The following is a 22853-nucleotide window of genomic DNA, read 5'->3' as shown; positions in this document are numbered from 1 at the left end:
TGGTGTCGTGGCGGCGTCAGCATGGCACAGCGACGAGCTCCCGGGGAGCGTCCTTCCCCACCCGGTGTGAAGCGCCTCCCACCCCCGGAGCGGCGGGCATACGGGCCGGTAGAGTGGGCCCGTCGTCATCATGCCCGTACGGGGGGAAGCCGGTGGAAATCCGGCACCGACCCTTCCCCGAGCTCTCGGCTTCGCTCGAGCAGGGGACACCCCGTTCCGTGAGCCGTCTCTCCCGAGATCGGCACGTCGGAATGCCCCGCCCGGGACGTGACCGCCGGCACCGTCGAGGAATACGGAGCCGGAGCCTGGTGCCCCGAGGCGTGCCGGTGCCCGGCCGCAGGAGAGGGCCCCATGAACACCGTCCGCCGCGGCGCCGCCGCGCTCGCCGCCGCCGCAGTCGCGCTCGGCACCGGAGCGGCCTTCCCGGCCGCCGCCGCGCCGTCCCCGACCCCCTCGACCGGCACCCTCCCGGCCGGCCTGTACGGCACGAAGGACCCGACGTACGACGGTGTCTGGCGTCAGTCGCTCGCCTTCCTCGCCCAGCGCGGCACCGGTTTCCAGCCCGCCGACCAGGCCGTGAGCTGGCTCCTCGGCCAGCAGTGCGAGGACGGCTCGTTCGCCTCGTACCGCGCGGACGTGTCGAAGCCCTGCGACGAGAAGACGATGCGGGACACCAACGCCACCGCCGTCGCCGTCCAGGCGCTCCGCGCCGTGCGCGGCCAGGCCGCCGCCCCCAGCGCGATCGACAAGGCCGTCAAGGCCGGTTCCGACTGGCTGCGGACCGTGCAGAACAAGGACGGCGGCTGGGGCTACGGCGTCGGCGGCCCGAGCGACGCCAACTCCACGTCGGTCGTGATCGGCGCGCTCGCCGCGATCGGCGTGCGGCCCGGCTCGTTCACCTCCGCCGAGGGCCGCAGCCCGTACGACGCGCTCCTGACGTTCGCCCTGCCGTGCTCGGACAAGGAGGGCGCGGGAGCGTTCGCGTACCAGCCGGACAAGACGGGCAAGCTCCTGGCCAACGCCGACGCCACCGCGGCGGCGACCCTCGCCGGGCTCGGCAAGAGCGTCGTCGCCACCAAGGCCTCCCCCCAGCAGCCGCCGGCCTGCACCGACCTGTCGAAGCCGACCGTCGGGCGGGCCGCGCTGAACGGCGCCTCCTACCTGTCGAAGGCGCTCGCGAAGACCGGCCACCTCACCCTGCCGCCCATGCCGGGCGCCACCGACACCACCGAGCAGCCCGACATAGGCAACACCGCCGACGCGGTCGTCGCGCTCGCCGCCGCCGGTGCCACCAAGGAGGCCGAGCCGGCCCTGACGTGGCTGGAGAAGAACTCCGCGGCCTGGGCGAAGGAGGGCGGCCCGGCCGCGTACGCGCAGCTGATCCTGGCGGCCCGCTCGACGGAGACCGACCCGCGCAGGTTCGGCACGACGGACCTGGTCGAGCAGCTCAACGCCACCGGCCCCGCGCCGAAGGCCCCGGACACCTCCGCCTCCTCCACCGAGGACGAGTCCGGCTTCGACGTCTGGTGGATCATCGGCATCGGCACGGTCCTCGCCGTCGGCATCGGCTTCCTCGTGAGCGGCCGCAAGAAGTGAGCGCGGCGACGAGGGCCGCGGGTGCCGTGACCGGGGCGCTCCTGACCCTGACGGCGGTCGCGGCGGCCCCCGCGCAGGCGGCCGGTTACCGCTACTGGTCGTTCTGGGAGAGCGCCGGCGGAAAGCCGTGGACGTACGCCACGCAGGGTCCGGCGACCGCCCGGCCCGCCGACGGCGACGCCCTCGGGTTCCGGTTCGCGATCAGCAACGGCACGGACGACATGTCCCGGCCCTCCGTCACCCCCGACTTCTCCGGGATCTGCGGGGGTGTGGAGAAGAAGGACGGCACGAAGCGGATCGCGGTCGTCGTCGACTTCGGCGGTCCGCTGGACGCGCCGCCCGGCGAGACCCCGCCGAAGAAGCTGATCGAGGTCGGCTGTGCGCAGGTCCGCGAGGACGCGACGGGCGCGGAGGCGCTGGCCGCGGTGGCGAAGCCGCTGCGGTACGACAGCGCGGCCATGCTGTGCGGGATCGCGGGCTACCCGGCGCGGGGCTGCGGCGAGCAGGTCACGGAGAAGGCGTCCGCCGCACCCGCCGCACCGAAGGCGGAGGCCTCCTCCGACGGCGGCGGCCCGTCCTTCGGCGTGCTCGCCGGCGGCGCGGCCGTCCTGGCCCTCGGCGGGGCGGCGATATGGAAGGCCCGCCGGCGCCGATGAGTGGCGCCGTCCGTGTCCTTGCCGCCCCCGAGGCGAGCCGGGCCAACGCCCTGCACGCGGGCGCGTGGTGGCTGTGGGCGCTCGGCCTGGCCGTCGCCGCCTCCCGGACCACGAACCCGCTGCTGCTCGGGCTGCTCGTCGGGGTGGCCGGATATGTGGTGGCGGCCCGGCGCACGGACGCGCCCTGGGCCCGTTCGTACGGCGCGTTCGTGAAGCTCGGCCTGTTCGTGGTGGCCCTGCGGGTGGTGTTCTCGCTGCTGCTCGGCTCCCCCGTCCCCGGTACGTACGAGCTGTTCACGCTGCCCGAGGTGCCGCTGCCCGACTGGGCCCAAGGGGTACGGATCGGGGGCCGGGTGACGGCCGAACAGCTGGTGTTCGCGCTGTACGACGGCGCCAGGCTGGCGACCCTGCTGATCTGCGTGGGCGCCGCGAACGCCCTCGCCAACCCGGCGCGACTCCTCAAGTCGCTGCCGGGCGCGCTGTACGAGGCGGGGGTCGCCGTCGTCGTGGCGATGACCTTCGCGCCGAACATGGTCGCCGACGTGGCCCGGCTGCACACCGCCCGCCGGCTGCGCGGCCGGCCCACGGGCGGGGTGCGGGCGGTGCTCCAGATCGGCCTGCCGGTCCTGGAGGGGGCCCTGGAGCGGTCGATCGCGGTCGCCGCGTCGATGGACGCGCGCGGGTACGGGCGGACGGCGCAGGTCCCGGCGGCGGTACGCCGCACCACGAACGTCCTGACCCTGGGCGGACTCCTCGGCGTGTGCGCCGGCTCGTACGGGCTGCTCGCGGCGGAGGGCGCGGGGTACGGGCTCCCGCTGCTCGGCGCGGGGCTGCTCGCCGCGATGGCCGGGCTCCGGCTCGGCGGCCGCAGGACCGTCCGTACCCGCTACCGGCCCGACCGCTGGGGCGCGCGGGCCTGGCTGGTCGCGGGCTCCGGGATGGCGGTCGCGGTCCTGATGATCCGGGCGAACGCGTACGCCCCGGAGGCGCTGCACCCCGGGGTCGTCCCCCTGGAGGCGCCGGAGCTGCCGCTGTGGCCGGCGGTGTCGGTCCTGGTGGGCCTGGTGCCGGCGTTCGTGGCGCCCGTACCCGTATCCAAGGAGAACGTGTGATCCGCTTCGAGAACGTCTCCGTGAGGTACGAGGACGACGCCGAACCGACCCTGCGGAACGTGGACCTCACCGTCCCCGAGGGGGAGCTCGTGCTCCTCGTCGGCCCCTCGGGCGTCGGCAAGTCGACGCTCCTCGGCGCGGTCTCCGGTCTCGTCCCCCACTTCACGGGCGGCACGCTGACCGGACGGGTGACGGTCGACGGCCGCGACACCCGCACGCATCCGCCGCGCGAGCTCGCCGACCTGGTGGGCACGGTGGGGCAGGATCCGTCCGCGCACTTCGTCACCGACACGGTCGAGGACGAGCTCGCGTACGGCATGGAGTCCCTGGGCCTCGCGCCCGGCGTGATGCGCCGCCGGGTCGAGGAGACCCTGGACCTCCTGGGCCTCGCGGAGCTCCGCGACCGCCCGATCGCCACGCTCTCCGGCGGCCAGCGCCAGCGGGTCGCGATCGGCTCCGTCCTGACCCCGCACCCCAAGGTCCTCGTCCTCGACGAACCGACCTCCGCGCTCGACCCCTCGGCGGCGGAGGACGTCCTCGCGGTCCTCCAGCGCCTGGTCCACGACCTCGGCACGACGGTCCTCCTCGCGGAACACCGCCTGGAGCGCGTCGTCCAGTACGCGGACCAGGTCCTCCTCCTGCCGGAGGCGGTCATGGGCCCGCCGGCGGAGATCATGGCGGTCTCGCCGGTACATCCGCCGGTGGTGGCGCTGGGGCGGGTGGCGGGGTGGGATCCGCTGCCGCTTACGGTGCGGGATGCGCGGCGGCGGGCGACGCCGTTGAAGGCGAGGCTGGAGGGGCGGGTTCCCGAGAATCCAGCCCCGCCGGCGTTCGAGGCGCGGGGGTCCGGGGGCGGAGCCCCCGGTTTCGGGAAGTGGGGGTCCCCCCACGCCCTCGGGCGTAGGGGGAGGAGTGGGGGCTTCTCCCTGTTCCGACGACGCCGCGCCCGCCCCGCACCCGCACCCGCCACGGCCCCCCTCCTCCTCACCGAACGCCTCGCCGTCCGCCGCGGCCGCGTCGAGGCCCTCCGCCGCATCGACCTGACCGTCGCCCCCGGCGAGACCGTCGCCCTCATGGGCCGCAACGGCGCGGGCAAGTCCACCCTGCTCTCCACGCTCGTCGGCATGATCGAGCCGACGGCCGGCAGCGTCCGGGTCGCCGGCCGGGCCCCGCACGCCACCGACCCCCGCGACCTGATCCGCCAGGTCGGCCTCGTACCGCAGGAACCGAGGGACCTCCTGTACGCGGACACCGTCGTGGCCGAGTGCGCGGCGGCCGACGCGGACGCGGGCGCGGAGCCGGGGACCTGCCGGGCCCTGGTGGAGGAACTGCTGCCGGGGGTCGCGGACGACACGCACCCCCGCGACCTGTCCGAGGGCCAGCGGCTGGCCCTCGCGCTGGCCGTGGTCCTGACGGGCCGCCCGCCGCTGCTCCTGCTCGACGAGCCGACGCGCGGCCTGGACTACGCGGCGAAGGCCCGGCTCGTGACCCACCTGAGGACCCTCGCCGCGGACGGGCACGCGATCGTGCTCGCGACGCACGATGTGGAGCTGGCGGCGGAGCTGGCGCACCGGGTGGTGATCGTCGCGGACGGCGAGGTGGTCGCGGACGGCCCGACGGCCGAGGTGGTGGTGTCCTCGCCGGCGTTCTCGCCGCAGGTGGCGAAGATCCTGGCGCCGCGGCCGTGGCTCACGGTCGAGCAGGTGGAGGCGGCCCTGTGAAGACGGCACGTCCCCTCCGCCTCGGCCCGCGCTCGGTGGCCGCACTCCTCCTCGTCTCCCTCGTCGGTCTGATCGGGATCGGCTGGCCGCTCTTCGCCGACAGGACGGCGGCGGTCACGAACCACGCGGCCGACGCCCCCTGGCTCTTCGCCCTGCTCCTCCCCCTCCTCATCGCGGTCGTCGTGGCGACGATCGCGGACTGCGGGATGGACGCGAAGGCGGTGGCGATGCTGGGCGTGCTCGCCGCGGTGGGCGCGGCGCTGCGCCCACTGGGAGCGGGGACGGCCGGTCTGGAGCCGATGTTCTTCCTGATGGTGCTGAGCGGCCGGGTCCTCGGGCCGGGCTTCGGTTTCGTCCTGGGTGCGGTGACGATGTTCGCGTCGGCGCTGCTCACGGGCGGGGTGGGTCCGTGGATGCCGACGCAGATGCTGGCGATGGGCTGGTTCGCGATGGGCGCGGGGCTGCTGCCGGGCCCGGACAGGCTGCGGGGGCGGGCCGAGCTGCTGATGCTGTCCGCGTACGGATTCGTGGCGGCGTTCGCGTACGGCACGGTCACCAACCTCTACGGCTGGGTGACGGTCGGCGGCATCGGCCAGGCGATCTCCTTCGTGCCCGGGGATCCGGTGCACGAGAACCTGGTCCGTTTCCTCGCGTACGTCCTCGCCACCTCCCTCGGCTGGGACCTGGGCCGCGCCGCTCTGACGGTCGTCCTGACGCTCACGGTCGGCGGGACGCTCCTGAGGGCGCTGCGGCGGGCCACGCGGCGGGCGAACTTCGAGGCCCAGGTCACATTCGAGGCCCCGGAAGAGGCCTCCCCGAGTGAGGCGCCCCATAGGACGTACGTCACGTACGAGGCGAAATAGTAGACGGTCAGACCTGACCAAACCGCCTCACAGCAGGCCACGACCTGCGAAAACACCGCACACCCACCCACCCTCGCCGACCCCCCGGGTCCGAACCTCCCTCGTACTGGGGGTCCTTGCCCGGCCGTTCCGACCCTGCTTCTCTGGTGGACGTCGCCAGGCAGCCGGTGCTCAGGACATCTCGTCCGAGAGCGCCACGGCAGGCCGGTTCCCCCAGCTTCCGGGTCTCCCGGGCTCTGGTTCCGGCATGCCGAAAGCGCCCGGCGCGACCCTTGTCCCCGACGTTAGGTAAGACGTTTTGTTCCGCTCGATCGCCACTCGTGTCAACGCCCACAAGAAGACCTTCGCCGTCTCCGCCGCCGTGCTCGTCGGCACGTCGGCCGCGGTGATGGGCACGACGGGTTCGGCCTCGGCCGCCTCGGAGCAGGAGATCGCCCGCCAGATCGTCCCGCCGGCGCAGTTCGCGTCCTTCAGCAAGATCGTCGAGCACGAGTCCGGCTGGAACCACACCGCCACCAACTCGTCCTCGGGCGCCTACGGCCTGGTCCAGGCCCTCCCGGCCTCCAAGATGGCCTCGGCCGGTTCCGACTGGAAGACGAACCCCGCCACCCAGATCAAGTGGGGTCTCAACTACATGAACGAGCGCTACGGCTCCCCGAACGCCGCCTGGGCGTTCTGGCAGGCCAACGGCTGGTACTAAGAAGCACCTGCCGCAGCGCGCATCCGCAAGGCCCCGCCCTCCTCACGGAGGGGCGGGGCCTGCGGCGTTTTCCGGGCCGCTCTCCCTCTCGTCCGCGCCGCTCTCCCTCTCGCGAGATTTAGTAGACCGGTCGTCTAGCCTCGTCTAGTGTTCCCGGCATCGGCGGCCCCCACCGGACGGTCCGCCGCGACACCGGAGGTGGCCCATGCCCGCACACCCCGCACACCCCGTCCTCCCGCCCGGCCGCTTCGGCGAGCTCGTCGGGATCCCGCTCCCCGTCGTCCAGGGCCCCTTCGGCGGGGGCCTCTCCTCCGTCGAGCTGGCCGCCGCCGTCTCCGAGGGCGGCGGCCTCGGTTCGTACGGGGCGCACATCCACACCCCCGAGGAGATCACCGCGCTCGTGGCCGCGCTCCGCGCCGCGACCGGCCGCCCCTTCGCCGTCAACCTCTGGGTGCCTCAGGAGGGAGAGCGGGCCGAGCTCCCCGCCTCCGCACTCGCCGAGCACGTCGAACGGCTTCGCCCGTACTACGAGGAGCTGGGGGTCCGGCCGCCGAGCGCCGAGGACGTACGCGCGTGGCCCGACTTCGACGCGCAGCTGGACGCCCTGATCGCGGCCGCCCCGCCGGTGATCAGCCTGGTCATGGGCCTGCCTCCCCGGCGCCTGGTCACGGAGGCCCGGCGGCGCGGGATCGTCGTGCTCGGCACGGCGACGACGGTGGAGGAGGCGGTGGCCCTGGAGGAGGCCGGGGTGGACGCGGTCGTCGCCTCGGGCAGCGACGCGGGCGGTCACCGGGGCGCGTTCCTCCGTCCCGTACGGGAGTCCCTGGTCGGCACCTTCTCGCTCGTCCCGCAGGTGGCGGACGCGGTGACGGTCCCGGTGGTCGCGGCGGGCGGGATCGCCGACGGGCGCGGGGTCGCCGCCGCGCTCGCGCTCGGCGCGGACGCCGTCCAGGTGGGCACCGGCTTCCTCGCCGCGCGCGAGTCGGGGGCGAGCGAGGCGCACCGGCGGGTCCTCGGCACCCCTCGGGCCCGGACGACCGTGCTCACCCGGCTCTTCTCGGGGCGCCCGGCGCGGGGCATCCCGAACGGCTTCGTCCGGGAGATGGCGGCCCACGAGGAGCTCGTACCGCCGTATCCCGTGCAGAACGCGCTGATGGGGCCGATCCGCCGGGCCGCGGCGGAGCGGGGCCGGCCCGAGTACGTGAACCTCTGGGCCGGCCAGGCGGCGGCGCTGGCGCGTGAGCCTTCGGCCGCCGCGTACCTCTCCGCCCTCGTCGAGGACGCGGTCAAAGCCGCTGGATGATCGTCCCGGTCGCGAGCGCCCCGCCCGCGCACATGGTGATGAGCGCGAACTCCTTGTCGGTGCGCTCCAGTTCGTGCAGGGCGGTGGCGATGAGCCGGGCCCCGGTGGCGCCGACGGGGTGACCGAGGGCGATGGCGCCGCCGTTGACGTTGACCTTCTCCAGATCCTGGTCGAAGACCTGCGCCCAGCTCAACACCACCGACGCGAAGGCCTCGTTGATCTCGACGAGGTCGATGTCCTTGAGTGACATCCCGGCCTTGCCGAGGACCGCCCGCGTCGCGTCGACCGGCCCGTCCAGGTGGAAGTGCGGGTCGGCGCCGACGAGGGCCTGGGCGACGATCCGGGCGCGCGGCTTCAGCTTCAGGGCGCGGGCCATGCGCTTGGAGGCCCACATGACGGCGGAGGCGCCGTCGGAGATCTGCGAGGAGTTCCCGGCGGTGTGGATGGCGGTGGGCATGACGGGCTTGAGGCGGCCCAGGCCCTCCATGGTGGTGTCACGCAGGCCCTCGTCGCGGTCGACGAGCCGCCACATGCCCTGTCCGGCGGCCTGTTCGGCCTCCGTGGTGGGGACCTGGACGGCGAAGGTCTCGCGCTTGAAGCGCTCCTCGGACCAGGCGACCGCGGCCCGTTCCTGGGAGAGCAGACCGAGGGAGTCGACGCGCTCGCGGGTGAGTCCGCGGCGGCGGGCGATGCGCTCGGCGGCCTCGAACTGGTTGGGCAGGTCGACGTTCCACTCGTCGGGGAACGGTTTGCCGGGACCGTGCTTGGAGCCGGAGCCGAGCGGGACGCGGGACATGGCCTCGACGCCGCAGGAGATCCCGATGTCGATGACGCCGGCCGCGACCATGTTGGCGACCATGTGGCTGGCCTGCTGGGAGGAGCCGCACTGGCAGTCGACGGTGGTGGCGGCCGTCTCGTAGGGCAGGCCCATGGTGAGCCAGGCGGTGCGCGCCGGGTTCATGGACTGCTCGCCTGCGTGGGTGACCGTACCGCCGACGATCTGCTCGACGCAGTCGGCGTGGATGCCGGTGCGCCCGAGGAGTTCGCGGTAGGTCTCGCCCAGGAGGTAGGCGGGGTGGAGGTTGGCGAGCGCGCCTCCGCGCTTGCCGATGGGGGTGCGTACGGCTTCGACGATGACGGGTTCCGCGGCCATGAGCTCGTCCTCTCCTCGACCGGACGGGGTGTCCCGGCACCCCGGTCGGTCGGCGTCACGGGGAACTAGTACGCGTTCTAGTTCTGAGTGCAGTCTTATGACTGCTACCGCCGGTACGCAAGGGTCCGGGACGCAACAGTTCCCGTTCCGCCCCTTGCTACTTGTAGAACTCGTTACTAACTTTCCCGGCAACTTCTGATGGTCCATCAGATATGGAGAGTGTTGCCGATGGCCTGCCCCCATCTCCCCGGAGGTCGACTCCCCGAAGGGCATCTCCCCCAGGGGCTCCCCGAGGGGTTCGACGCCACCGACCCCGATCTGCTCCGCGACCGCGTCCCCTTCCCGGAGTTCGCCCGGCTGCGGCAGACCGCGCCCGTGTGGTGGTGCCCCCAGCCGGCCGGCGTCACCGGCTTCGCGGACAGCGGGTACTGGGCGGTCACGCGCCACGCGGACGTCAAGTACGTCTCCACCCACCCCGAACTGTTCTCCTCGAACGAGAACACCGCCGTCATCCGCTTCAACGAGCACATCAGCCGCGACCAGATCGAGGTCCAGAAGCTGATCATGCTCAACATGGACCCGCCCGAGCACACCCGGGTTCGCCAGATCGTCCAGCGCGGCTTCACCCCCCGCGCGATCCGGAACCTGGAGACCGCCCTGCACGACCGCGCCCGGGCCATCGTCGCCGAGGCGAAGCGCGACACGGACGCCGACGGCACCTTCGACTTCGTCACCCGCGTCGCCGTCGAACTCCCCCTCCAGGCCATCGCCGAACTCATCGGCGTCCCCCAGGAGGACCGCTCCCGGATCTTCGACTGGTCGAACAAGATGGTCGCGTACGACGACCCCGAGTACGCCATCACCGAGGAGATCGGCGCCGAGGCCGCCATGGAACTCATCGGCTACTCGATGAACATGGCCGCCGCCCGCAAGGAGTGCCCCGCCGCCGACATCGTCAGCCAGCTGGTCGCCGCCGAGGGCCAGGGCAACCTCTCCTCCGACGAGTTCGGCTTCTTCGTGCTCCTGCTCGCCGTCGCCGGCAACGAGACCACCCGCAACGCCATCAGCCACGGCATGCACGCCTTCCTCACCCACCCCGACCAGTGGGAACTCTTCAAGCGCGAGCGGCCCGCGACCGCCGCCGAGGAGATCGTGCGCTGGGCGACCCCCGTCGTCTCCTTCCAGCGGACCGCGACCCAGGACACCGAACTCGGCGGGCAGAAGATCCGCAAGGGCGACCGGGTCGGCCTCTTCTACTCCTCCGCCAACAACGACCCCGAGGTCTTCACCGACCCCGAACGCTTCGACATCACCCGCGACCCCAACCCCCACCTCGGCTTCGGCGGCGGCGGACCCCACTTCTGCCTCGGCAAGTCCCTCGCGATCAAGGAGATCGAGCTGATCTTCCACGCGATCGCCGACACCCTGCCCGACCTCACCCTCGTCGGCGAACCACGCCGACTGCGGGCGGCCTGGCTGAACGGCGTGAAGGAACTCCGGGTCCGCACCGCATGACCCCTACCGGCGGAACCGGATCTTCCCCGGGTACGTCTGAGCTCCCATGCGGGGGACACACAGCAGAATCCTGACCACCATCATCGCGCTGCTCGCGCTCCAACTCGGCTCGCTCGTCGCACCGGCGTACGCCTGCGGCTGCGGCGCCATGATCCCGGACAAGGCCCAGCGCATCGGCGTCGACCGGGAGGAGTCGGCCGTCCGCTGGGACGGCCACACCGAGACCGTCGTCATGCGCTTCAACGTCCACGGGAACGCCAAGCGCGCGGCCTGGATCATGCCGGTGCCGGGCCGCGCCGACGTCCGTCTCGGCGACCCGGCGCTCTTCGACGAACTCGACCGGCTCACCGAGCCCGAGCAGCGCGACCGGTACTACTTCTGGCCGCGCGAAGGCGACTGGCCGTTCGACGCCACGAACGGGGACGGGGCCGCCGCCGCACCACCCACCATGGGCGGCGTCGGCGTCGTCGGACGCGAACGGCTCGGCCCCTTCGACGTGGCCCGGCTCACCGCCACCGACCCCGAGGCCCTCGGCGACTGGCTGCGCACCAACGGCTTCGACCTGCCCGAGCGGCTCACCGGCGCCCTCCAGCCGTACGTCGAGCGGAAATGGGAGTACGTCGCCGTCCGCCTGGCCCCGCAGGAGCAGGGCGCGATCCTCTACGGCGAACTGACCCCGCTGCGGATCGCCTTCGCCTCCCCCGAACTCGTCTACCCCATGCGCCTCTCCCGCCTCGCCCGCACACCCCAGACGCTCGGCCTCTACGTCCTCGCCGACCACCGGATGGAGCCCCGCTCCCCCATCGGCGGCGACCGCCCCGAGGTGACGTTCGCCGGCCCGATCGAGCGGCCCGAGGGCGCCGTCGCGGAGCTCGCGGGCGACCGGCCGGTCCGCCTGACCGTCCTGGAGCAGCACTTCCCGCACCCCGAGCGGATCGACGACGACCACCACCTGCGGACCGTCGCCGACACGCCGTACCGCGAGACCGAGTACACCGACCGGCTGCTGACCCTGGGCGGCGTCCCGGCCTGGCTCCTGACGGTCGGCGGCGGCCTGCTGCTCGCGGCACTGCTCGCCGTACGGGTGAAAAGGCGGCGTCCGGCCGGGGCCCCAGGTGTACGTTCCTCCGCATGACGAACCCTCAGTGGACGGCAGTGGACCACTACTTCACCGAGACGATCGCCCCCGCCGACGAGGCACTCACGGCAGCGCTCGCCGACTCCACGGCGGCGGGCCTGCCGGAGATCGCCGTCGCCCCCAACCAGGGCAAGCTGCTCCACCTGCTCGCCTCGATCCAGGGCGCGCGGAACGTCCTGGAGATCGGCACCCTCGGCGGCTACAGCACGATCTGGCTGGCCCGCGCGCTGCCCGCCGACGGCCGGCTGATCACCCTGGAGTACTCCCCGGCGCACGCGGACGTGGCCCGCGCCAACATCGCCCGCGCCGGCCTCGACAAGATCGTCGAGGTCCGCACGGGCGCGGCCCTGGACACCCTTCCGCAGCTGGAGACGGAGGGCGCGGGCCCCTTCGACCTGGTCTTCATCGACGCGGACAAGGTCAACAACGCGCGCTATGTGGCGTGGGCGCTGAAGCTCTCCCGTCCGGGCACGGTGATCGTCGTCGACAACGTGGTGCGCGAGGGCAGGATCGCCACCCCGCACCCGGACGACCCGGCGATCACCGGGACCCGCGAGATGTTCGACCTGATCGCCGCGGAACCCCGCCTCGACGCGACGGCCCTCCAGACGGTCGGCACGAAGGGCTACGACGGCCTGCTGCTGGCCCGCGTCATCAACTGACCGGGCCTACTTCCACTCCCAGAGGGTGCCCGACACCTTCCCGCTCTCCTCGGTCTCGAACTCGAACATTCCGGCGACCCCGTTGAGCCGGGCGAACTCGGCGGAGGCGGTCTCCCAGAAGAGGCCGCCACGCCAGCTGACCCCGCCGGACTCGGTGAACCGTCCCACACCGCTGCCGTGCCAGGTGATCGTGTCTCCGGACGGGGTCATCGTGACCCCCTGGCCCTCGCCGAAGAGCGTGCCGTCGGGCCGTGAGACCGACTCGTACGTCCCCATGTCCCTGACGGCCACGCCGAGAAGCGTGCCCGTCGCCCTGAACGAGGTCTCGACGACGGCATGGCCACCGTCCGCGGCCAGCACGCGCATCCCCGTCATCTCACCCGTGATCGTTCCCAGCTCGTCGCCCAGCATGGTGGGACTCCTCTCCGAATCCCTCCCGGAAACCACATGGATCCCCTCATTCCGGACTACGCCTGCTGTCGGGGATCGTCAAGCGGGGCGCTGGACCGCCACCCGACGAAGAGCGGCAGCTCGGCGGCACCGTCGAGTACGACGACCCCGAACGGCCGGTCGAAGGCGATCCGCTCCGTGCGGCGGGAATCGGCCGAGCTGCGGGTCATGGCCACCTGGGTGACGCCGGCCGCCTCGACACCGTCCTCGGCGACATCGACGACGGCCGACTGCGCGACCCCGCCGATGAACAGGTCCGCCGCGGAGATCCCCGAGAAGTCGGCGCCGGAGCTCAGGGCCCGGACGACGCCGAGCGCCGCCAGATGAGGAAGCACGTCGACGGTCGTACGAAGGGAGAACCGCGGCAGGGCGAGCTCGACGGAATCACCCACGGGCACCAGCCGCTCCCCGCCCCCCGCCCAGGCGGCAGGCAACACCTCGGCGGGCCGGTCCCCCTCACGCCCGAGCAGGAACCGCACCCGCACACCGTCACAGGGAAGCTCGACGACGGTGACCCCGTCCACGCCCCAGACCCACCCGGCCGGAATCCGCCTCCGCATGGTCGGCACGGCCCGGGTGGCGCCGCACCGATCGGTGAAGGGCGCGTCACGGGTGAGATGCGCGGGGAAGGCGGACACCCAAGAAGCCTTCAGGGAAAGCGCGTTGAGCAGCACGAGATCCTCGGACCCCTCCGTCTCGACCGGCATCCGCCGAATCCGCCCACCGGTGACCCGCCGTACCCAAGCATCGACGTCCCCTTGAAAATCAGGGAGTTCGCCGAAGGACATGTCATCGGTGGCGGGCAACACCTCATCAGGCAGCGCGAAAAGAGCGGCCCAGGGCAACACCCCGAACCGCACGTCGGGCACCCCCCGCCGAAACCCCTCCCGCACCGGCACCGCACTCCACACCCCGGTAGCCGCCCCGACGCCGTCCAGGGCCGCGACCCGCCGCCGACCCGCGTCACGGCCTCGGCGGCCGCCTCCCCCTGCACCCCGAGCAGCGCCCCCAACTCGTCCCCGGTCGCCCCCCGCGCTCCCGCCGCCACCACCCCGAGCCCCATCCACAGCCCGACGGGCGACACGACGAAGTCACCGTCCCCGAGAAGAGCCGACCAGCGCGCGGCCAGGTTCCGTATCGCATCCGCCTCGGTCTCCGACTCAGGGCTGTGCATGCCGTGCCTCCCGACATCGCGTTTTCGTGCCTCCCTGAGCATCTTGACCGCTCCCCTGCCGGGAAAGGCGGGGATTCCTGGCTCGGACCGGCCCTCGGCCCGGCGGGCCATGAGGTCCTACGCCCCCGAGCCGAACAGCCTCGTCGTGGCAGCCTCGGCCGTCGTCACCGACGAGCAGGGCCATCTGCTTCGCTTCGTGGCGCCCCGGGAACTCGCCTCGCTCCCCGTGCACCACACCCAGAGGCTGCGCATCCGGCATTTCCTGGAGCACCGCTCGGCTCCGTACCTGGGATAGCGTCCACTCAGAGCCGGGCGCGGCGCCCGGCCCGTACGTACTGAGAGGGTCGTATGCCCAGCGTGGTGAAGATCAACGTCCTGACCGTGCCGGCCGAGCAGCGTGAGGTGCTGGAGCAGCGGTTCGCCTCTCGGGCCGGGGCCGTGGAGGGGTCCGACGGGTTCGAGTGGTTCGAGCTGCTGCGGCCCCTGGAGGGCACCGACCAGTACCTGGTGTACACCCGCTGGCGCAGCGAGGAGGACTTCCAGAACTGGATGAGCGGTTCCATGAAGGAGGCCCACCAGGGTGGTGGCGAGCGGCCGAAGCCCGCTGCCACCGGATCCACCCTGTGGTCGTTCGAGGTCGTCCAGCAGGCTTCGCCGAAGTAATTCGGCGGCGCGGCTCGTCGTGCGGGTCGCACAATGGCCCGCATGACCTGGACTTTCACTCCCGAGCGCGTCGACACCCCGGACGCGACGGCTCTGCGGCGCGACTACTACGACGACGTGGCCAGCCGGTACTGGAAGCGGCCGGCGACCGAGGCGGAGATCGACGAGGGGCTGACGAACGACGGGGTCGAGCTGCTGACGCCTCCGACCGGGCAGTTCCTGGTGGCGCGCTTCGAGGGGAAGCCGGCCGGCTGCGGCGGGGTCCTGATGCTGGACGGTGAACGCGCCGAGCTGACCCGGGTCTTCCTGCGGCACGCCTTCCGCGGTGCGGGCGGCGCGGGCGCGCTGCTGCGGCAGCTCGAGGAGGAGGCGCGTGGCCTCGGCGCGCGCCGGATGGTCCTCAACACGCGCCTCGACCTGGTCGAGGCGCGCGGCCTGTACACGCGGCACGGGTACGTGGAGATCCCCGCGTACTGCTCGGGGCCGTACATGGACATCTGGTACGGCAAGGAGCTCTGAGCCCCGTCGTTCCAGGGGCTCGTTCCAGGGGGTTGGGCGTTCATGGGGAGGTGCGTCCCGTGAGCCCTGTCATTCCAGGTTCGGGGGGCGCTTCCCGTCCGGGCCGGACAGTTCGGCCGTCAGCTCCTCCGCCAGCTGTACGAGGTCGGTGGGCCGGTCGGGTCGCCACCAGTCGCCGAGGAGTTCGGCGAGCGACTCCTCCCGGGCCCTGGCCAGTACCGCCGCCGCTCGTACGCCGTCCTCGGTGAGGACCAGCTGGACCCCCTCCCGGGCCACCAGGCGCCGCTCCTCCACCTGCCGGGACGCCTCCGTGATCACCCGTAGGGGTACGGGGGTGACCTCGGCGAGCCGGGAGGGCTCGACGGTCCCGTGGCGGCGGACGCGCAGCAGCAGCCAGCTCGCGGCGGGCTGCAGGTCGAGCCCGGCGCGCTCGGTGATCTCCGCGTAGAGCGCCTTGCGGCCCTCCTGGGAGCCGAGGAGGGACAGGGCGCGGGCGCACTCGTCGTACGAGGGGCGTTCGGCCGGGCGGGTGGCGACGGTCTGGCCGGCGTCGGGCGTGGGGACCGAGCCGCGCAGCCTGTCCTCCTTCAGGAAGCAGGCGAAGACGAAGGCGACGAGGACGACGGGCGCCGCGTACAGGAAGACGTCCGTGATGGACGTGGCGTACGCGTGGAGGACGGACGGCCGCAGCTCGGGCGGGAGCTGGGCGATGGCGCGCGGGTCGGCGGCGACCCGGCCGGGGCCGGTGCCGGGCGGGAGTTCCGTGCCTGCGCTCGCGAACACCGTGGCGAGTTCGTCGGTGAGCCGGCTGGTGAAGATCGTGCCGAAGACGGCGACGCCGAAGGATGCTCCGATCGAGCGGAAGAAGGTGACTCCGGAGGTGGCGACGCCGAGGTCCTGGTAGGCGACGGCGTTCTGCACGACCAGGACGAGGACCTGGATGACGAGGCCGAGTCCGGCGCCGAAGACGAAGAAGCAGACGCTCATCGCCCAGGTCGAGCTGGTCTCGGTCAGCCGGTGGAGGAGCAGCAGACCGATGCAGGTGAGGGCGGTGCCGGCGACGGGGAAGGCCTTCCAGCGGCCGGTGCGCGAGACGATCTGGCCGGAGGCGGTCGAGGTGAGCAGGACGCCGAGCACCATGGGCAGCATGTGGACGCCGGACATGGTCGGCGTGACGCCCTGGACCACCTGGAGGAACGTCGGCAGGAAGGTCATCGCGCCGAACATCGCGAAGCCGACGACGAAGCTGATGACCGAGACGAGGCTGAACGTCCGGATCCGGAACAGCTTGAGCGGCAGCACGGGTTCCGCGGCGCGGCGCTCGACGTACAGGAACCAGACGAGGAGTACGGCTCCGAGGACGGCGAGCCCGATGATCTGCGGCGAGCCCCACGCCCAGGTCGTGCCGCCGAGGGAGGCCACCAGGACCAGACAGGTGGCGACCGAGGCGATGAGGAAGGTGCCGAGGTAGTCGATGGTGTGCCGGGTGGAGCGGACCGGGATGTGCAGGACGGTGGCGATCACGAAGAGTGCGACGACGCCGATGGGCAGGTTGATGTAGAAGACCCAGCGCCAGGAGAGGTGCTCGGTGAAGAGCCCGCCGAGCAGTGGGCCGAGGACGCTGGTGCCGCCGAAGACGGCGCCGAAGAGGCCCTGGTACCTGCCGCGCTCCCGGGGCGAGACGAGGTCGCCGACGATCGCCATGGACAGGACCATGAGGCCGCCGCCGCCGAGGCCCTGGACGGCACGGAAGGCGATGAGCTGCGGCATGTTCTGGGCGATGCCGCAGAGGGCGGAGCCGACGAGGAAGAGGACGATGGCGCCCTGGAAGAGCTTCTTGCGCCCGTACTGGTCGCCGAGCTTGCCCCAGAGGGGGGTCCCGGCCGTCGAGGCGAGCAGGTACGCGGTGACCACCCAGGAGAGGTGCTCCAGGCCGCCGAGCTCGCTGACGATGGTCGGCAGCGCGGTGGAGACGATGGTCTGATCGAGTGCGGCGAGCAGCATGCCGAGCAGCAGCGCGCCGATCGCGACGACGACGGTGCGGCGGCTCTGCCCCTCCCCGGGCACGGGGGCGTCGCCCAGCTGGGACGGGCTGGTGTCCTGGGCCATGGGGCCTCCGTCTCGTCTCCGCCTCGGTCTCGGCCTCGGTGTCCGCCTCGGTGTCCGGATCCCGTGGGCGGCGGCTCCTCCATCCTGATCTGAATGTCCTGTTATGGCCTGCGGAAGGGCACGGCCGTTCGCCCGCCGTACAGGGGCGGGCTGCATAATCGCTCGCAGTGGTATCGGGGAGGGGACCCATCATGACCGGACACGTCTGTCCTGAATGCGGTGTACACAGACCTGGCTGCGCCTGCGCCAGGGCGGCGGAGATGGCGCGCGCCGAGGACTTCGACCCGCTGCGGATCAGGCCGTACGTCACCCTGGACGCGCCCGAGGGGCAGTACGGGGCGGGGGCGGACCTGCAGTACGGGGCGGAGGCCGGCGTGGCGGGACCTGGGCCGGACGGGCAGCCGACCGCGCACATGCCGGCGTACGGGGCGGGGGTCGGGCCCGACGGGCAGCAGACCACCCATCTGCCGGCGTACGCGACGGAGGACCCGCCGACCGCCCAGCTGGCGGCGATCCGCCCGGGCGACCTCACGGCACCGGCAGACCTCACGGCACCGATACCGGTGACGCACGAGGCGTACGCGGATGGGGCGGGCCCTGAGGCGTACGCGGGCGGCGCGGGCTCCGAGGCGTACCCGATCAGCCCCGGCTCGGAGCCGTACCCGACCGGCCACGGCTCGGAGCCGTACCCCGACCTCGTCCACCCCGGCGCCTCGGGCGACCCCTCCGAGACGATGCCCCTGCTGCTCCGCGGCGTCGGCGACGTACCCCCCGGGCACGGTCAGGAGCAGGCGCGGGCCCGGCGTCGCAGGCGCGGCGTCATGGCCGTGGCGGTGACCGCCGTCGCCGTGGCGGGCACCGCGGCCCTGGCCGCGGCCGTCCTCGGCGGCGCGGACGACACCGACGACCGGGCGGCCGTGCCGGAGGTGACCACGAGCGCGTCCCTGAACGTCGCCGTGTCGGAGGCGCCGTCCCCCTCCTCCGAGACCCCGGAGCCGACCACGTCCTCCCCGACCCCGGAGCGGACCTCCGCGTCGCCGTCCCCGACCTCCTCCCCGAGCACCACGGCGAGCCCGAGCGCGTCGACGAGCCAGGCCGCCCCTCCGGCCGCCGTCCCCTCGGAGACTCCGACGACCGCCGCGCCGACGACGGCCACACCGTCCGCGCAGCCGACCGAGGAGACGGCGGTCACGCTGAGCCTCGGCTCGAAGGGCGACGAGGTGGTCGAGCTCCAGATGCGACTGACGCTCGCGGGGGCGTACCACGACAAGATCGACGGGAAGTACGACCAGGACGTCTGGCGCGCGGTGAAGAACTACCAGTCCTGGATGTACATCGAGGGCGACCCGAAGGGCGTGTACGGCCCGAACACGCGTGAGGCGCTGGAGCGGAGCACCTCGCTCACCTGAGGGCGGTGGACCGGTTGGCCAAGACGGCCCCCGGTTTTGTATCGTAGAAGAACAAAGTGGCCCCGCCCGCACTCCCTGACCGGTGGGCGGGACCGCTTCGTTCTCCGCGCCACCCCTTCTGGAGACCCGATGCCTGCCACCACCCCGGCAACGCTCACCGCCCGAGCCCTCCTCCTCGACATGGACGGCACCCTCGTCAACTCGGACGCCGTCGTCGAACGCTGCTGGCGCCGCTGGGCGGACCGGCAGGGGCTCGACGCGGGCGAGGTGCTCCGGGTGGTCCACGGCCGCCAGGGGTTCGCGACGATGGCCGTCCTCCTCCCGGACCGCCCGATGGAGGAGAACCACGCGGACAACCGGGTGATGCTGGCCGAGGAGACCGCCGACCTCGACGGGGTCGTACCCGTCCCCGGCGCCCCCGCCTTCATGGCGGCGATCGCCAACCTCCCGCACGCCCTGGTGACCTCGGCCGACGAGGCGCTGGCGCAGGCCCGGATGGGCGCGGCCGCGCTCCGGATGCCGGAGACCCGGGTCACCGCGGAGAGCGTCGGCGCCAGCAAGCCGGACCCCGAGGGCTTCCTGAAGGGCGCGGCGACGCTGGGCTTCGACCCGGCGGACTGTGTGGTCTTCGAGGACTCCGAGGCGGGCATCCAGGCGGGCCGCGCGGCCGGCATGCGCGTCGTGGGCGTGGGCCCGCGCGCTGCGGCCTTCGCACCGGACGTGCACGTCGCCGACCTCACCCGGCTGCGGGTGGAGCCCGCGGCGGACGGCTCGATCACGCTGACCGTCCTGACGTAACCCCTCTCCCCTCCCCCCTCCCTCGCGCGCGGCCGGATGTTCCGGCCGCGCGCGAGGCGTTCGTACGGAACTCCCGGCGGCGCGCGAGGGGTTCGCGCCGGACCTTTCGGCCGCGCGAGAGGCGCTCATTCCGGACCTTTCGGCCGCGCACGAGGGGGTCGTGCCGGACCTTCCAGCCGCGCACGAGGGGTTTGCGCCGAAACATCCCGGCCGCGCACGGGGCGCGCCCGCGCCGAACCTCCGCCCACCCGGCGGAATCTGGCGCTCCATCAGGAGTGCCGCACCTCTTGATGTGACGTGCTCATGTCGCCACCCTGTTACCTGGCGCACCCCCCACGGAAACCTCGCGCCGCCACGATGACCGGGCCCGACCGCCCGGCACCCAGCGGGGACGGCAGCAGGCCAAGGTCCCCCCACATCAAGGGAGTTCACATGCCCTCCGGCATGATCTACGCGCGTCGACTCGCCGTTCTCGCCACCTCCGCCGCCCTCACCGTCACCGGCCTCCTCGCCACCGCCCCCGCGGCGCAGGCCGCCATGCCGACCCCGGTCAGCGCCGCGACCGCCCGCACCTACCTGGCCGCGCTCACGGTCAAGGCGGCAGGCTCCACCACGGGATACAGCAGGGACCTCTTCCCGCACTGGATCACCCAGTCCGGCACCTGCAACACGCGCGAGACCGTCCTCAAGCGCGACGGCGTGAACGTCGTCACCGACTCCAACTGTGCCGCGACCAGCGGCAGCTGGTACTCCGAGTACGACGGCGCCACCTGGACCCTCGCGTCCGACCTCGACATCGACCACATGGTCCCGCTCGCCGAGGCCTGGCGCTCGGGCGCGAACTCCTGGACCACCGCGCAGCGCCAGGCCTTCGCGAACGACCTCACGCGGCCGCAGCTCATAGCCGTCACCGACAACGTCAACCAGGCCAAGGGCGACAAGGACCCGGCGACGTGGCTGCCCCCGCGGACGGCCTACCGCTGCACGTACGTCAGGGCGTGGGTGCAGGTGAAGTACTCCTACGACCTCAGCATCGACTCCGCCGAGAAGAGCGCCCTCGAGTCCGTCCTCAACGGCTGCTGACCAGCCACCCCCTGAGCGCGCGTCAACGACGGCCGCCGGGGAGTGAGCCTGACCACAGACTCCCCGGTGGCCGAATGTTGAACTTGCAAGCACTAGTGAGGGGTGCCTAACCTTACGGCCTCATCGGTTTCCGTCCCCCCGCGCCCCGTTCCCCACGAACGAGGCCAGACCGAAGGAGTCCCCTCCCATGACCGACCCGAACACCACCAGGGCCGAGAACGCCCCCGGCACCCCGGGCGCCCCCGTGAGCCTCACCGCCCGCCTGAACCAGGCCCAGCCCTACGCGCTCGGCCTCTTCCGCATCGTCGTCGGCCTGCTCTTCGCCTGCCACGGCGCCTCCTCCCTCTTCGGGCTCCTCGGCGGCACCGCGATACCGGCCGGCACGTGGCCGGGCTGGTACGCGGCCGTCATCCAGCTCGGCGCCGGCGCCCTGGTCCTGGCCGGGCTCGGCACCCGCAGCGCCGCGTTCCTCGCCTCGGGCTCGATGGCGTACGCGTACTTCGAGGTCCACCAGCCTCAGGCGCTCTTCCCGCTCCAGAACGGCGGCGAGAACGCGGCCATGTTCTGCTGGGCCTTCGCCCTGCTCGTGTTCACGGGCCCGGGCGCCCTGGCCCTCGACCGGCTCTTCGGCGCCGGAGAGGCGACGGACGCGAAGGCACGGGAGGAGCGGGGCGCGCCGGTCGCGGCCTGACCGCACCGCACGCCCAAGGGTCCGAGCTCACGGCACACGTACCGGAAGGAGCCGGAAACCACACCACGGTTTCCGGCCCTTCTCATGAGCACACGGCTCTCATGAACACACGGCCCTCATCAGCCCGTGACTCTTAGCGGCCCGCGGCCCTCCTCAGCACGCGGTCCTCATCGGCCCGCGGCTGTTACGGGCCCGGGCCTCCCCGCATCGCACCCACCGGCGGTCCGGCGCCCGCCCCCGCGTAGGCTCTGGCCTGTGAATCTGCTCGACAGCCTGGGCTCGCTGCGGTCGCTCACCGCCGGCCCGTGGATCTACCCGGTGGTGGCGACGTCGATCCTGCTCGACGTCTTCCTCCCCGTGCTGCCGAGCGGTTTCCTGGTGATCACCGCGGCCACGACGGCGGCAACGGCCACCGGGGTGTCCCACGGCGTGCCCTCCCTCCTCCCCCTCCTCCTCTGCGCGGCCGGCGCCTCGGTGCTCGGCGACTTCCTCGCGTACCGCCTGGCACTGCGCGGCGGGGCCAGGCTGGACCGGGCGATCGGACGCTCACGCCGCCTCTCGCTGGCGCAGGAACGTCTCGGCACCGCGCTCGCACGGGGTGGCGGACTGCTCGTGGTCCTCGCGCGCTTCGCCCCGGCCGGCCGCTCCGTGGTCTCGCTGGGCGCGGGCGCGGCGAAGCGGCGGGTCGAGGAGTTCCTGCCGTGGTCGGCGCTGGCGGGCGTGACCTGGGCCTCGTACAGCGTGGGGCTCGGCTGGCTGGGCGGTCAGTGGCTGGGCGCGACCTGGTTCAGCGCGGGGGTGTCGACCCTCGCACTGTTCCTCGCGGGCGGCCTCGCCGCGTACCTCATACGGCGCCCGGCTGCGACTCCCGCGCCGGCGTCCTGACGACGACGGGCCGAGACTCCCGCGCCTACGCGGGGGCGGGCCGAAGCTCCCGCGTCCTGACGGTGACGGCTCGAGGCTCCCCCGTTTACGCGGTGACGGCCCGAGGCTCCCGCGTCCTGACGGCGGCGGGGTGGGCGCCGCGCACCTCCAGGCCGTCGAGAAGTCTCGCGGTCGCGTCGGCGATCTCGTCCACGGCCCGCTCGAAGACCTCGCGGTTGTGGGCGGCGGGCGCACGGAAGCCGGATACCTTGCGGACGAACTGCAGGGCGGCGGCGCGGATGTCGTCCTCGGTCGCCTCCTCGGGCAGGACGGGCGGGCGGAGCGTCTTGATGCTTCGGCACATGCCTCCAGTGTGGCGCGCCCCACTGACAACCGCTCCGAACGCGAAGCCGGCACCCTCGAAGGGGCGGGTCACCCACCGAGCCCGCGTCTGCTCCGTGCGTTGATCTCGGCGGTACGGGCCCGCAGCTCGTGCAGAGGTGTGGCGGGCTGGACGTCGACGGGCTCGGCCTCCCACTCGCCGCCGCCGTGGACGGCGCGGATCAGAAAGCGCCCGGAGACGCTCTCCACATAGAAACCGACCCGCCCCGTGGCGGTGTCGCGGACGAGGTCACCGACCTCGGGCAGTGGCTGCACGCATCCCCTCCGTCCCG

General features: G+C 72.8%; 23 protein-coding genes and 1 pseudogene. 18 read left to right on the top strand and 6 right to left on the bottom strand.

Annotation, left to right across the window (positions count from 1 at the left end):
* Nucleotides 1-351 precede the first annotated feature (351 nt).
* The 7 genes from ACFYX3_RS05270 to ACFYX3_RS05240 all read left to right on the top strand — a co-directional run bounded on the left by ACFYX3_RS05270 (nucleotide 352) and on the right by ACFYX3_RS05240 (nucleotide 7951).
* Nucleotides 352-1596 (top strand): prenyltransferase/squalene oxidase repeat-containing protein, encoded by a 1245-nt coding sequence (locus tag ACFYX3_RS05270; RefSeq protein WP_389008252.1) that lies wholly within the window; start codon nucleotides 352-354, stop codon nucleotides 1594-1596.
* Nucleotides 1597-1622: 26 nt separating this feature from the next.
* On the top strand, nucleotides 1623-2252 hold the full coding sequence (locus ACFYX3_RS05265) for an SCO2322 family protein (RefSeq protein WP_389008249.1): 630 nt from the start codon (nucleotides 1623-1625) through the stop codon (nucleotides 2250-2252).
* The gene (locus tag ACFYX3_RS05260; RefSeq protein WP_389008246.1) at nucleotides 2228-3364 is read left to right on the top strand and encodes an energy-coupling factor transporter transmembrane component T; all 1137 of its coding nucleotides are present in this window, start codon (nucleotides 2228-2230) and stop codon (nucleotides 3362-3364) included. Before ACFYX3_RS05265 ends, ACFYX3_RS05260 begins: the two co-directional genes overlap by 25 nt.
* Entirely contained in the window at nucleotides 3361-5085 is a 1725-nt protein-coding gene (locus ACFYX3_RS05255; protein WP_389008243.1) for an ABC transporter ATP-binding protein, read from the top strand. Before ACFYX3_RS05260 ends, ACFYX3_RS05255 begins: the two co-directional genes overlap by 4 nt.
* Nucleotides 5082-5948 (top strand): ECF transporter S component, encoded by an 867-nt coding sequence (locus tag ACFYX3_RS05250; protein WP_389008240.1) that lies wholly within the window; start codon nucleotides 5082-5084, stop codon nucleotides 5946-5948. Before ACFYX3_RS05255 ends, ACFYX3_RS05250 begins: the two co-directional genes overlap by 4 nt.
* A gap of 298 nt (nucleotides 5949-6246) precedes the next feature.
* Nucleotides 6247-6648, top strand: a complete 402-nt coding sequence (locus tag ACFYX3_RS05245; protein WP_116161249.1) for a transglycosylase SLT domain-containing protein — start codon at nucleotides 6247-6249, stop codon at nucleotides 6646-6648.
* A gap of 205 nt (nucleotides 6649-6853) precedes the next feature.
* Nucleotides 6854-7951, top strand: coding sequence for an NAD(P)H-dependent flavin oxidoreductase (locus tag ACFYX3_RS05240; RefSeq protein ID WP_389008236.1), 1098 nt, complete (start codon nucleotides 6854-6856; stop codon nucleotides 7949-7951).
* On the opposite strand, the gene ACFYX3_RS05235 is transcribed toward ACFYX3_RS05240, so the two are convergent.
* The gene (locus ACFYX3_RS05235; RefSeq protein WP_116161247.1) at nucleotides 7935-9104 is read right to left on the bottom strand and encodes a steroid 3-ketoacyl-CoA thiolase; all 1170 of its coding nucleotides are present in this window, start codon (nucleotides 9102-9104) and stop codon (nucleotides 7935-7937) included. The genes ACFYX3_RS05240 and ACFYX3_RS05235 overlap by 17 nt on opposite strands.
* Before the next feature lie 228 nt (nucleotides 9105-9332).
* On the opposite strand from ACFYX3_RS05235, the gene ACFYX3_RS05230 reads away from it, so the two are divergent.
* The 3 genes from ACFYX3_RS05230 to ACFYX3_RS05220 are packed head-to-tail and all read left to right on the top strand — an operon-like array spanning nucleotide 9333 to nucleotide 12419.
* On the top strand, nucleotides 9333-10619 hold the full coding sequence (locus ACFYX3_RS05230) for a cytochrome P450 (protein ID WP_389008231.1): 1287 nt from the start codon (nucleotides 9333-9335) through the stop codon (nucleotides 10617-10619).
* 46 nt (nucleotides 10620-10665) lie between these two features.
* Entirely contained in the window at nucleotides 10666-11754 is a 1089-nt protein-coding gene (locus ACFYX3_RS05225) for a DUF2330 domain-containing protein (protein ID WP_389008228.1), read from the top strand.
* Nucleotides 11751-12419 carry an O-methyltransferase gene (locus ACFYX3_RS05220; RefSeq protein ID WP_389008225.1) on the top strand — a complete coding sequence of 223 codons (669 nt, stop codon included), beginning with the start codon at nucleotides 11751-11753 and terminating at the stop codon, nucleotides 12417-12419. Before ACFYX3_RS05225 ends, ACFYX3_RS05220 begins: the two co-directional genes overlap by 4 nt.
* Before the next feature lie 6 nt (nucleotides 12420-12425).
* On the opposite strand, the gene ACFYX3_RS05215 is transcribed toward ACFYX3_RS05220, so the two are convergent.
* Together ACFYX3_RS05215 and ACFYX3_RS05210 are read right to left on the bottom strand one after the other, a co-directional pair.
* Nucleotides 12426-12830 (bottom strand): hypothetical protein, encoded by a 405-nt coding sequence (locus ACFYX3_RS05215; protein ID WP_382661253.1) that lies wholly within the window; start codon nucleotides 12828-12830, stop codon nucleotides 12426-12428.
* Nucleotides 12831-12886: 56 nt separating this feature from the next.
* Nucleotides 12887-13657 carry a serpin family protein gene (locus tag ACFYX3_RS05210; RefSeq protein WP_389009427.1) on the bottom strand — a complete coding sequence of 257 codons (771 nt, stop codon included), beginning with the start codon at nucleotides 13655-13657 and terminating at the stop codon, nucleotides 12887-12889.
* Nucleotides 13658-14230: 573 nt separating this feature from the next.
* Between ACFYX3_RS05210 and ACFYX3_RS05205 the strand changes: the two are divergent.
* From ACFYX3_RS05205 to ACFYX3_RS05195, 3 genes and pseudogenes are all read left to right on the top strand, one after another.
* Nucleotides 14231-14338: pseudogene (locus ACFYX3_RS05205) on the top strand (DNA mismatch repair protein MutT); the annotation flags it as partial.
* A 53-nt stretch (nucleotides 14339-14391) separates the two neighbouring features.
* On the top strand, nucleotides 14392-14706 hold the full coding sequence (locus ACFYX3_RS05200; protein WP_359516569.1) for an antibiotic biosynthesis monooxygenase: 315 nt from the start codon (nucleotides 14392-14394) through the stop codon (nucleotides 14704-14706).
* Nucleotides 14707-14739: 33 nt separating this feature from the next.
* Nucleotides 14740-15225, top strand: a complete 486-nt coding sequence (locus ACFYX3_RS05195) for a GNAT family N-acetyltransferase (RefSeq protein ID WP_382661256.1) — start codon at nucleotides 14740-14742, stop codon at nucleotides 15223-15225.
* A 69-nt stretch (nucleotides 15226-15294) separates the two neighbouring features.
* Here ACFYX3_RS05195 and ACFYX3_RS05190 read toward each other — a convergent pair whose 3' ends face one another.
* Nucleotides 15295-17334 (bottom strand): DHA2 family efflux MFS transporter permease subunit, encoded by a 2040-nt coding sequence (locus ACFYX3_RS05190; protein WP_389008221.1) that lies wholly within the window; start codon nucleotides 17332-17334, stop codon nucleotides 15295-15297.
* Nucleotides 17335-17594: 260 nt separating this feature from the next.
* Between ACFYX3_RS05190 and ACFYX3_RS05185 the strand changes: the two genes are divergently transcribed.
* The 5 genes from ACFYX3_RS05185 (at nucleotide 17595) to ACFYX3_RS05165 (ending at nucleotide 22200) form a co-directional block, all read left to right on the top strand.
* Complete coding sequence (locus ACFYX3_RS05185; protein WP_389008219.1) at nucleotides 17595-18743, top strand: peptidoglycan-binding protein; 1149 nt, start codon at nucleotides 17595-17597, stop codon at nucleotides 18741-18743.
* Between the two features lie 129 nt (nucleotides 18744-18872).
* Nucleotides 18873-19541 (top strand): HAD-IA family hydrolase, encoded by a 669-nt coding sequence (locus ACFYX3_RS05180; RefSeq protein WP_389008216.1) that lies wholly within the window; start codon nucleotides 18873-18875, stop codon nucleotides 19539-19541.
* 432 nt (nucleotides 19542-19973) lie between these two features.
* Nucleotides 19974-20624 (top strand): HNH endonuclease family protein, encoded by a 651-nt coding sequence (locus ACFYX3_RS05175; RefSeq protein ID WP_352024856.1) that lies wholly within the window; start codon nucleotides 19974-19976, stop codon nucleotides 20622-20624.
* Between the two features lie 187 nt (nucleotides 20625-20811).
* Entirely contained in the window at nucleotides 20812-21315 is a 504-nt protein-coding gene (locus ACFYX3_RS05170; RefSeq protein WP_389008213.1) for a DoxX family protein, read from the top strand.
* Between the two features lie 255 nt (nucleotides 21316-21570).
* Complete coding sequence (locus tag ACFYX3_RS05165; RefSeq protein WP_376589178.1) at nucleotides 21571-22200, top strand: DedA family protein; 630 nt, start codon at nucleotides 21571-21573, stop codon at nucleotides 22198-22200.
* Nucleotides 22201-22285: 85 nt separating this feature from the next.
* Here the strand turns inward: ACFYX3_RS05165 and ACFYX3_RS05160 are convergent, their stop codons facing one another.
* The gene (locus ACFYX3_RS05160; RefSeq protein ID WP_389008209.1) at nucleotides 22286-22543 is read right to left on the bottom strand and encodes a DUF2277 domain-containing protein; all 258 of its coding nucleotides are present in this window, start codon (nucleotides 22541-22543) and stop codon (nucleotides 22286-22288) included.
* 68 nt (nucleotides 22544-22611) lie between these two features.
* Nucleotides 22612-22836, bottom strand: coding sequence for a hypothetical protein (locus tag ACFYX3_RS05155; RefSeq protein WP_116161233.1), 225 nt, complete (start codon nucleotides 22834-22836; stop codon nucleotides 22612-22614).
* Nucleotides 22837-22853 lie beyond the last annotated feature (17 nt).

Origin of the sequence: Streptomyces sp. NPDC002463 (assembly GCF_042889835.1) — a bacterium.
Classification (GTDB): domain Bacteria; phylum Actinomycetota; class Actinomycetes; order Streptomycetales; family Streptomycetaceae; genus Streptomyces; species Streptomyces nymphaeiformis.
Note: the sequence above shows the minus strand (reverse complement) of the source record. Positions and strands in the feature narration are given on the sequence as shown.

Bases quoted from the DNA above. Each gene is read 5' to 3' on its own strand.
- ACFYX3_RS05195 (WP_382661256.1), top strand. From the start codon at position 14,740: ATGGCCCGCATGACCTGGACTTTCACTCCCGAGCGCGTCGACACCCCG.
- ACFYX3_RS05215 (WP_382661253.1), bottom strand. From the start codon at position 12,830: ATGCTGGGCGACGAGCTGGGAACGATCACGGGTGAGATGACGGGGATG.
- ACFYX3_RS05270 (WP_389008252.1), top strand. From the start codon at position 352: ATGAACACCGTCCGCCGCGGCGCCGCCGCGCTCGCCGCCGCCGCAGTC.
- ACFYX3_RS05200 (WP_359516569.1), top strand. From the start codon at position 14,392: ATGCCCAGCGTGGTGAAGATCAACGTCCTGACCGTGCCGGCCGAGCAG.
- ACFYX3_RS05230 (WP_389008231.1), top strand. From the start codon at position 9,333: ATGGCCTGCCCCCATCTCCCCGGAGGTCGACTCCCCGAAGGGCATCTC.
- ACFYX3_RS05235 (WP_116161247.1), bottom strand. From the start codon at position 9,104: ATGGCCGCGGAACCCGTCATCGTCGAAGCCGTACGCACCCCCATCGGC.
- ACFYX3_RS05180 (WP_389008216.1), top strand. From the start codon at position 18,873: ATGCCTGCCACCACCCCGGCAACGCTCACCGCCCGAGCCCTCCTCCTC.
- ACFYX3_RS05170 (WP_389008213.1), top strand. From the start codon at position 20,812: ATGACCGACCCGAACACCACCAGGGCCGAGAACGCCCCCGGCACCCCG.
- ACFYX3_RS05210 (WP_389009427.1), bottom strand. From the start codon at position 13,657: ATGTCCTTCGGCGAACTCCCTGATTTTCAAGGGGACGTCGATGCTTGG.
- ACFYX3_RS05260 (WP_389008246.1), top strand. From the start codon at position 2,228: ATGGAAGGCCCGCCGGCGCCGATGAGTGGCGCCGTCCGTGTCCTTGCC.
- ACFYX3_RS05240 (WP_389008236.1), top strand. From the start codon at position 6,854: ATGCCCGCACACCCCGCACACCCCGTCCTCCCGCCCGGCCGCTTCGGC.
- ACFYX3_RS05185 (WP_389008219.1), top strand. From the start codon at position 17,595: ATGGCGCGCGCCGAGGACTTCGACCCGCTGCGGATCAGGCCGTACGTC.
- ACFYX3_RS05175 (WP_352024856.1), top strand. From the start codon at position 19,974: ATGCCCTCCGGCATGATCTACGCGCGTCGACTCGCCGTTCTCGCCACC.
- ACFYX3_RS05190 (WP_389008221.1), bottom strand. From the start codon at position 17,334: ATGGCCCAGGACACCAGCCCGTCCCAGCTGGGCGACGCCCCCGTGCCC.
- ACFYX3_RS05225 (WP_389008228.1), top strand. From the start codon at position 10,666: ATGCGGGGGACACACAGCAGAATCCTGACCACCATCATCGCGCTGCTC.
- ACFYX3_RS05220 (WP_389008225.1), top strand. From the start codon at position 11,751: ATGACGAACCCTCAGTGGACGGCAGTGGACCACTACTTCACCGAGACG.
- ACFYX3_RS05160 (WP_389008209.1), bottom strand. From the start codon at position 22,543: ATGTGCCGAAGCATCAAGACGCTCCGCCCGCCCGTCCTGCCCGAGGAG.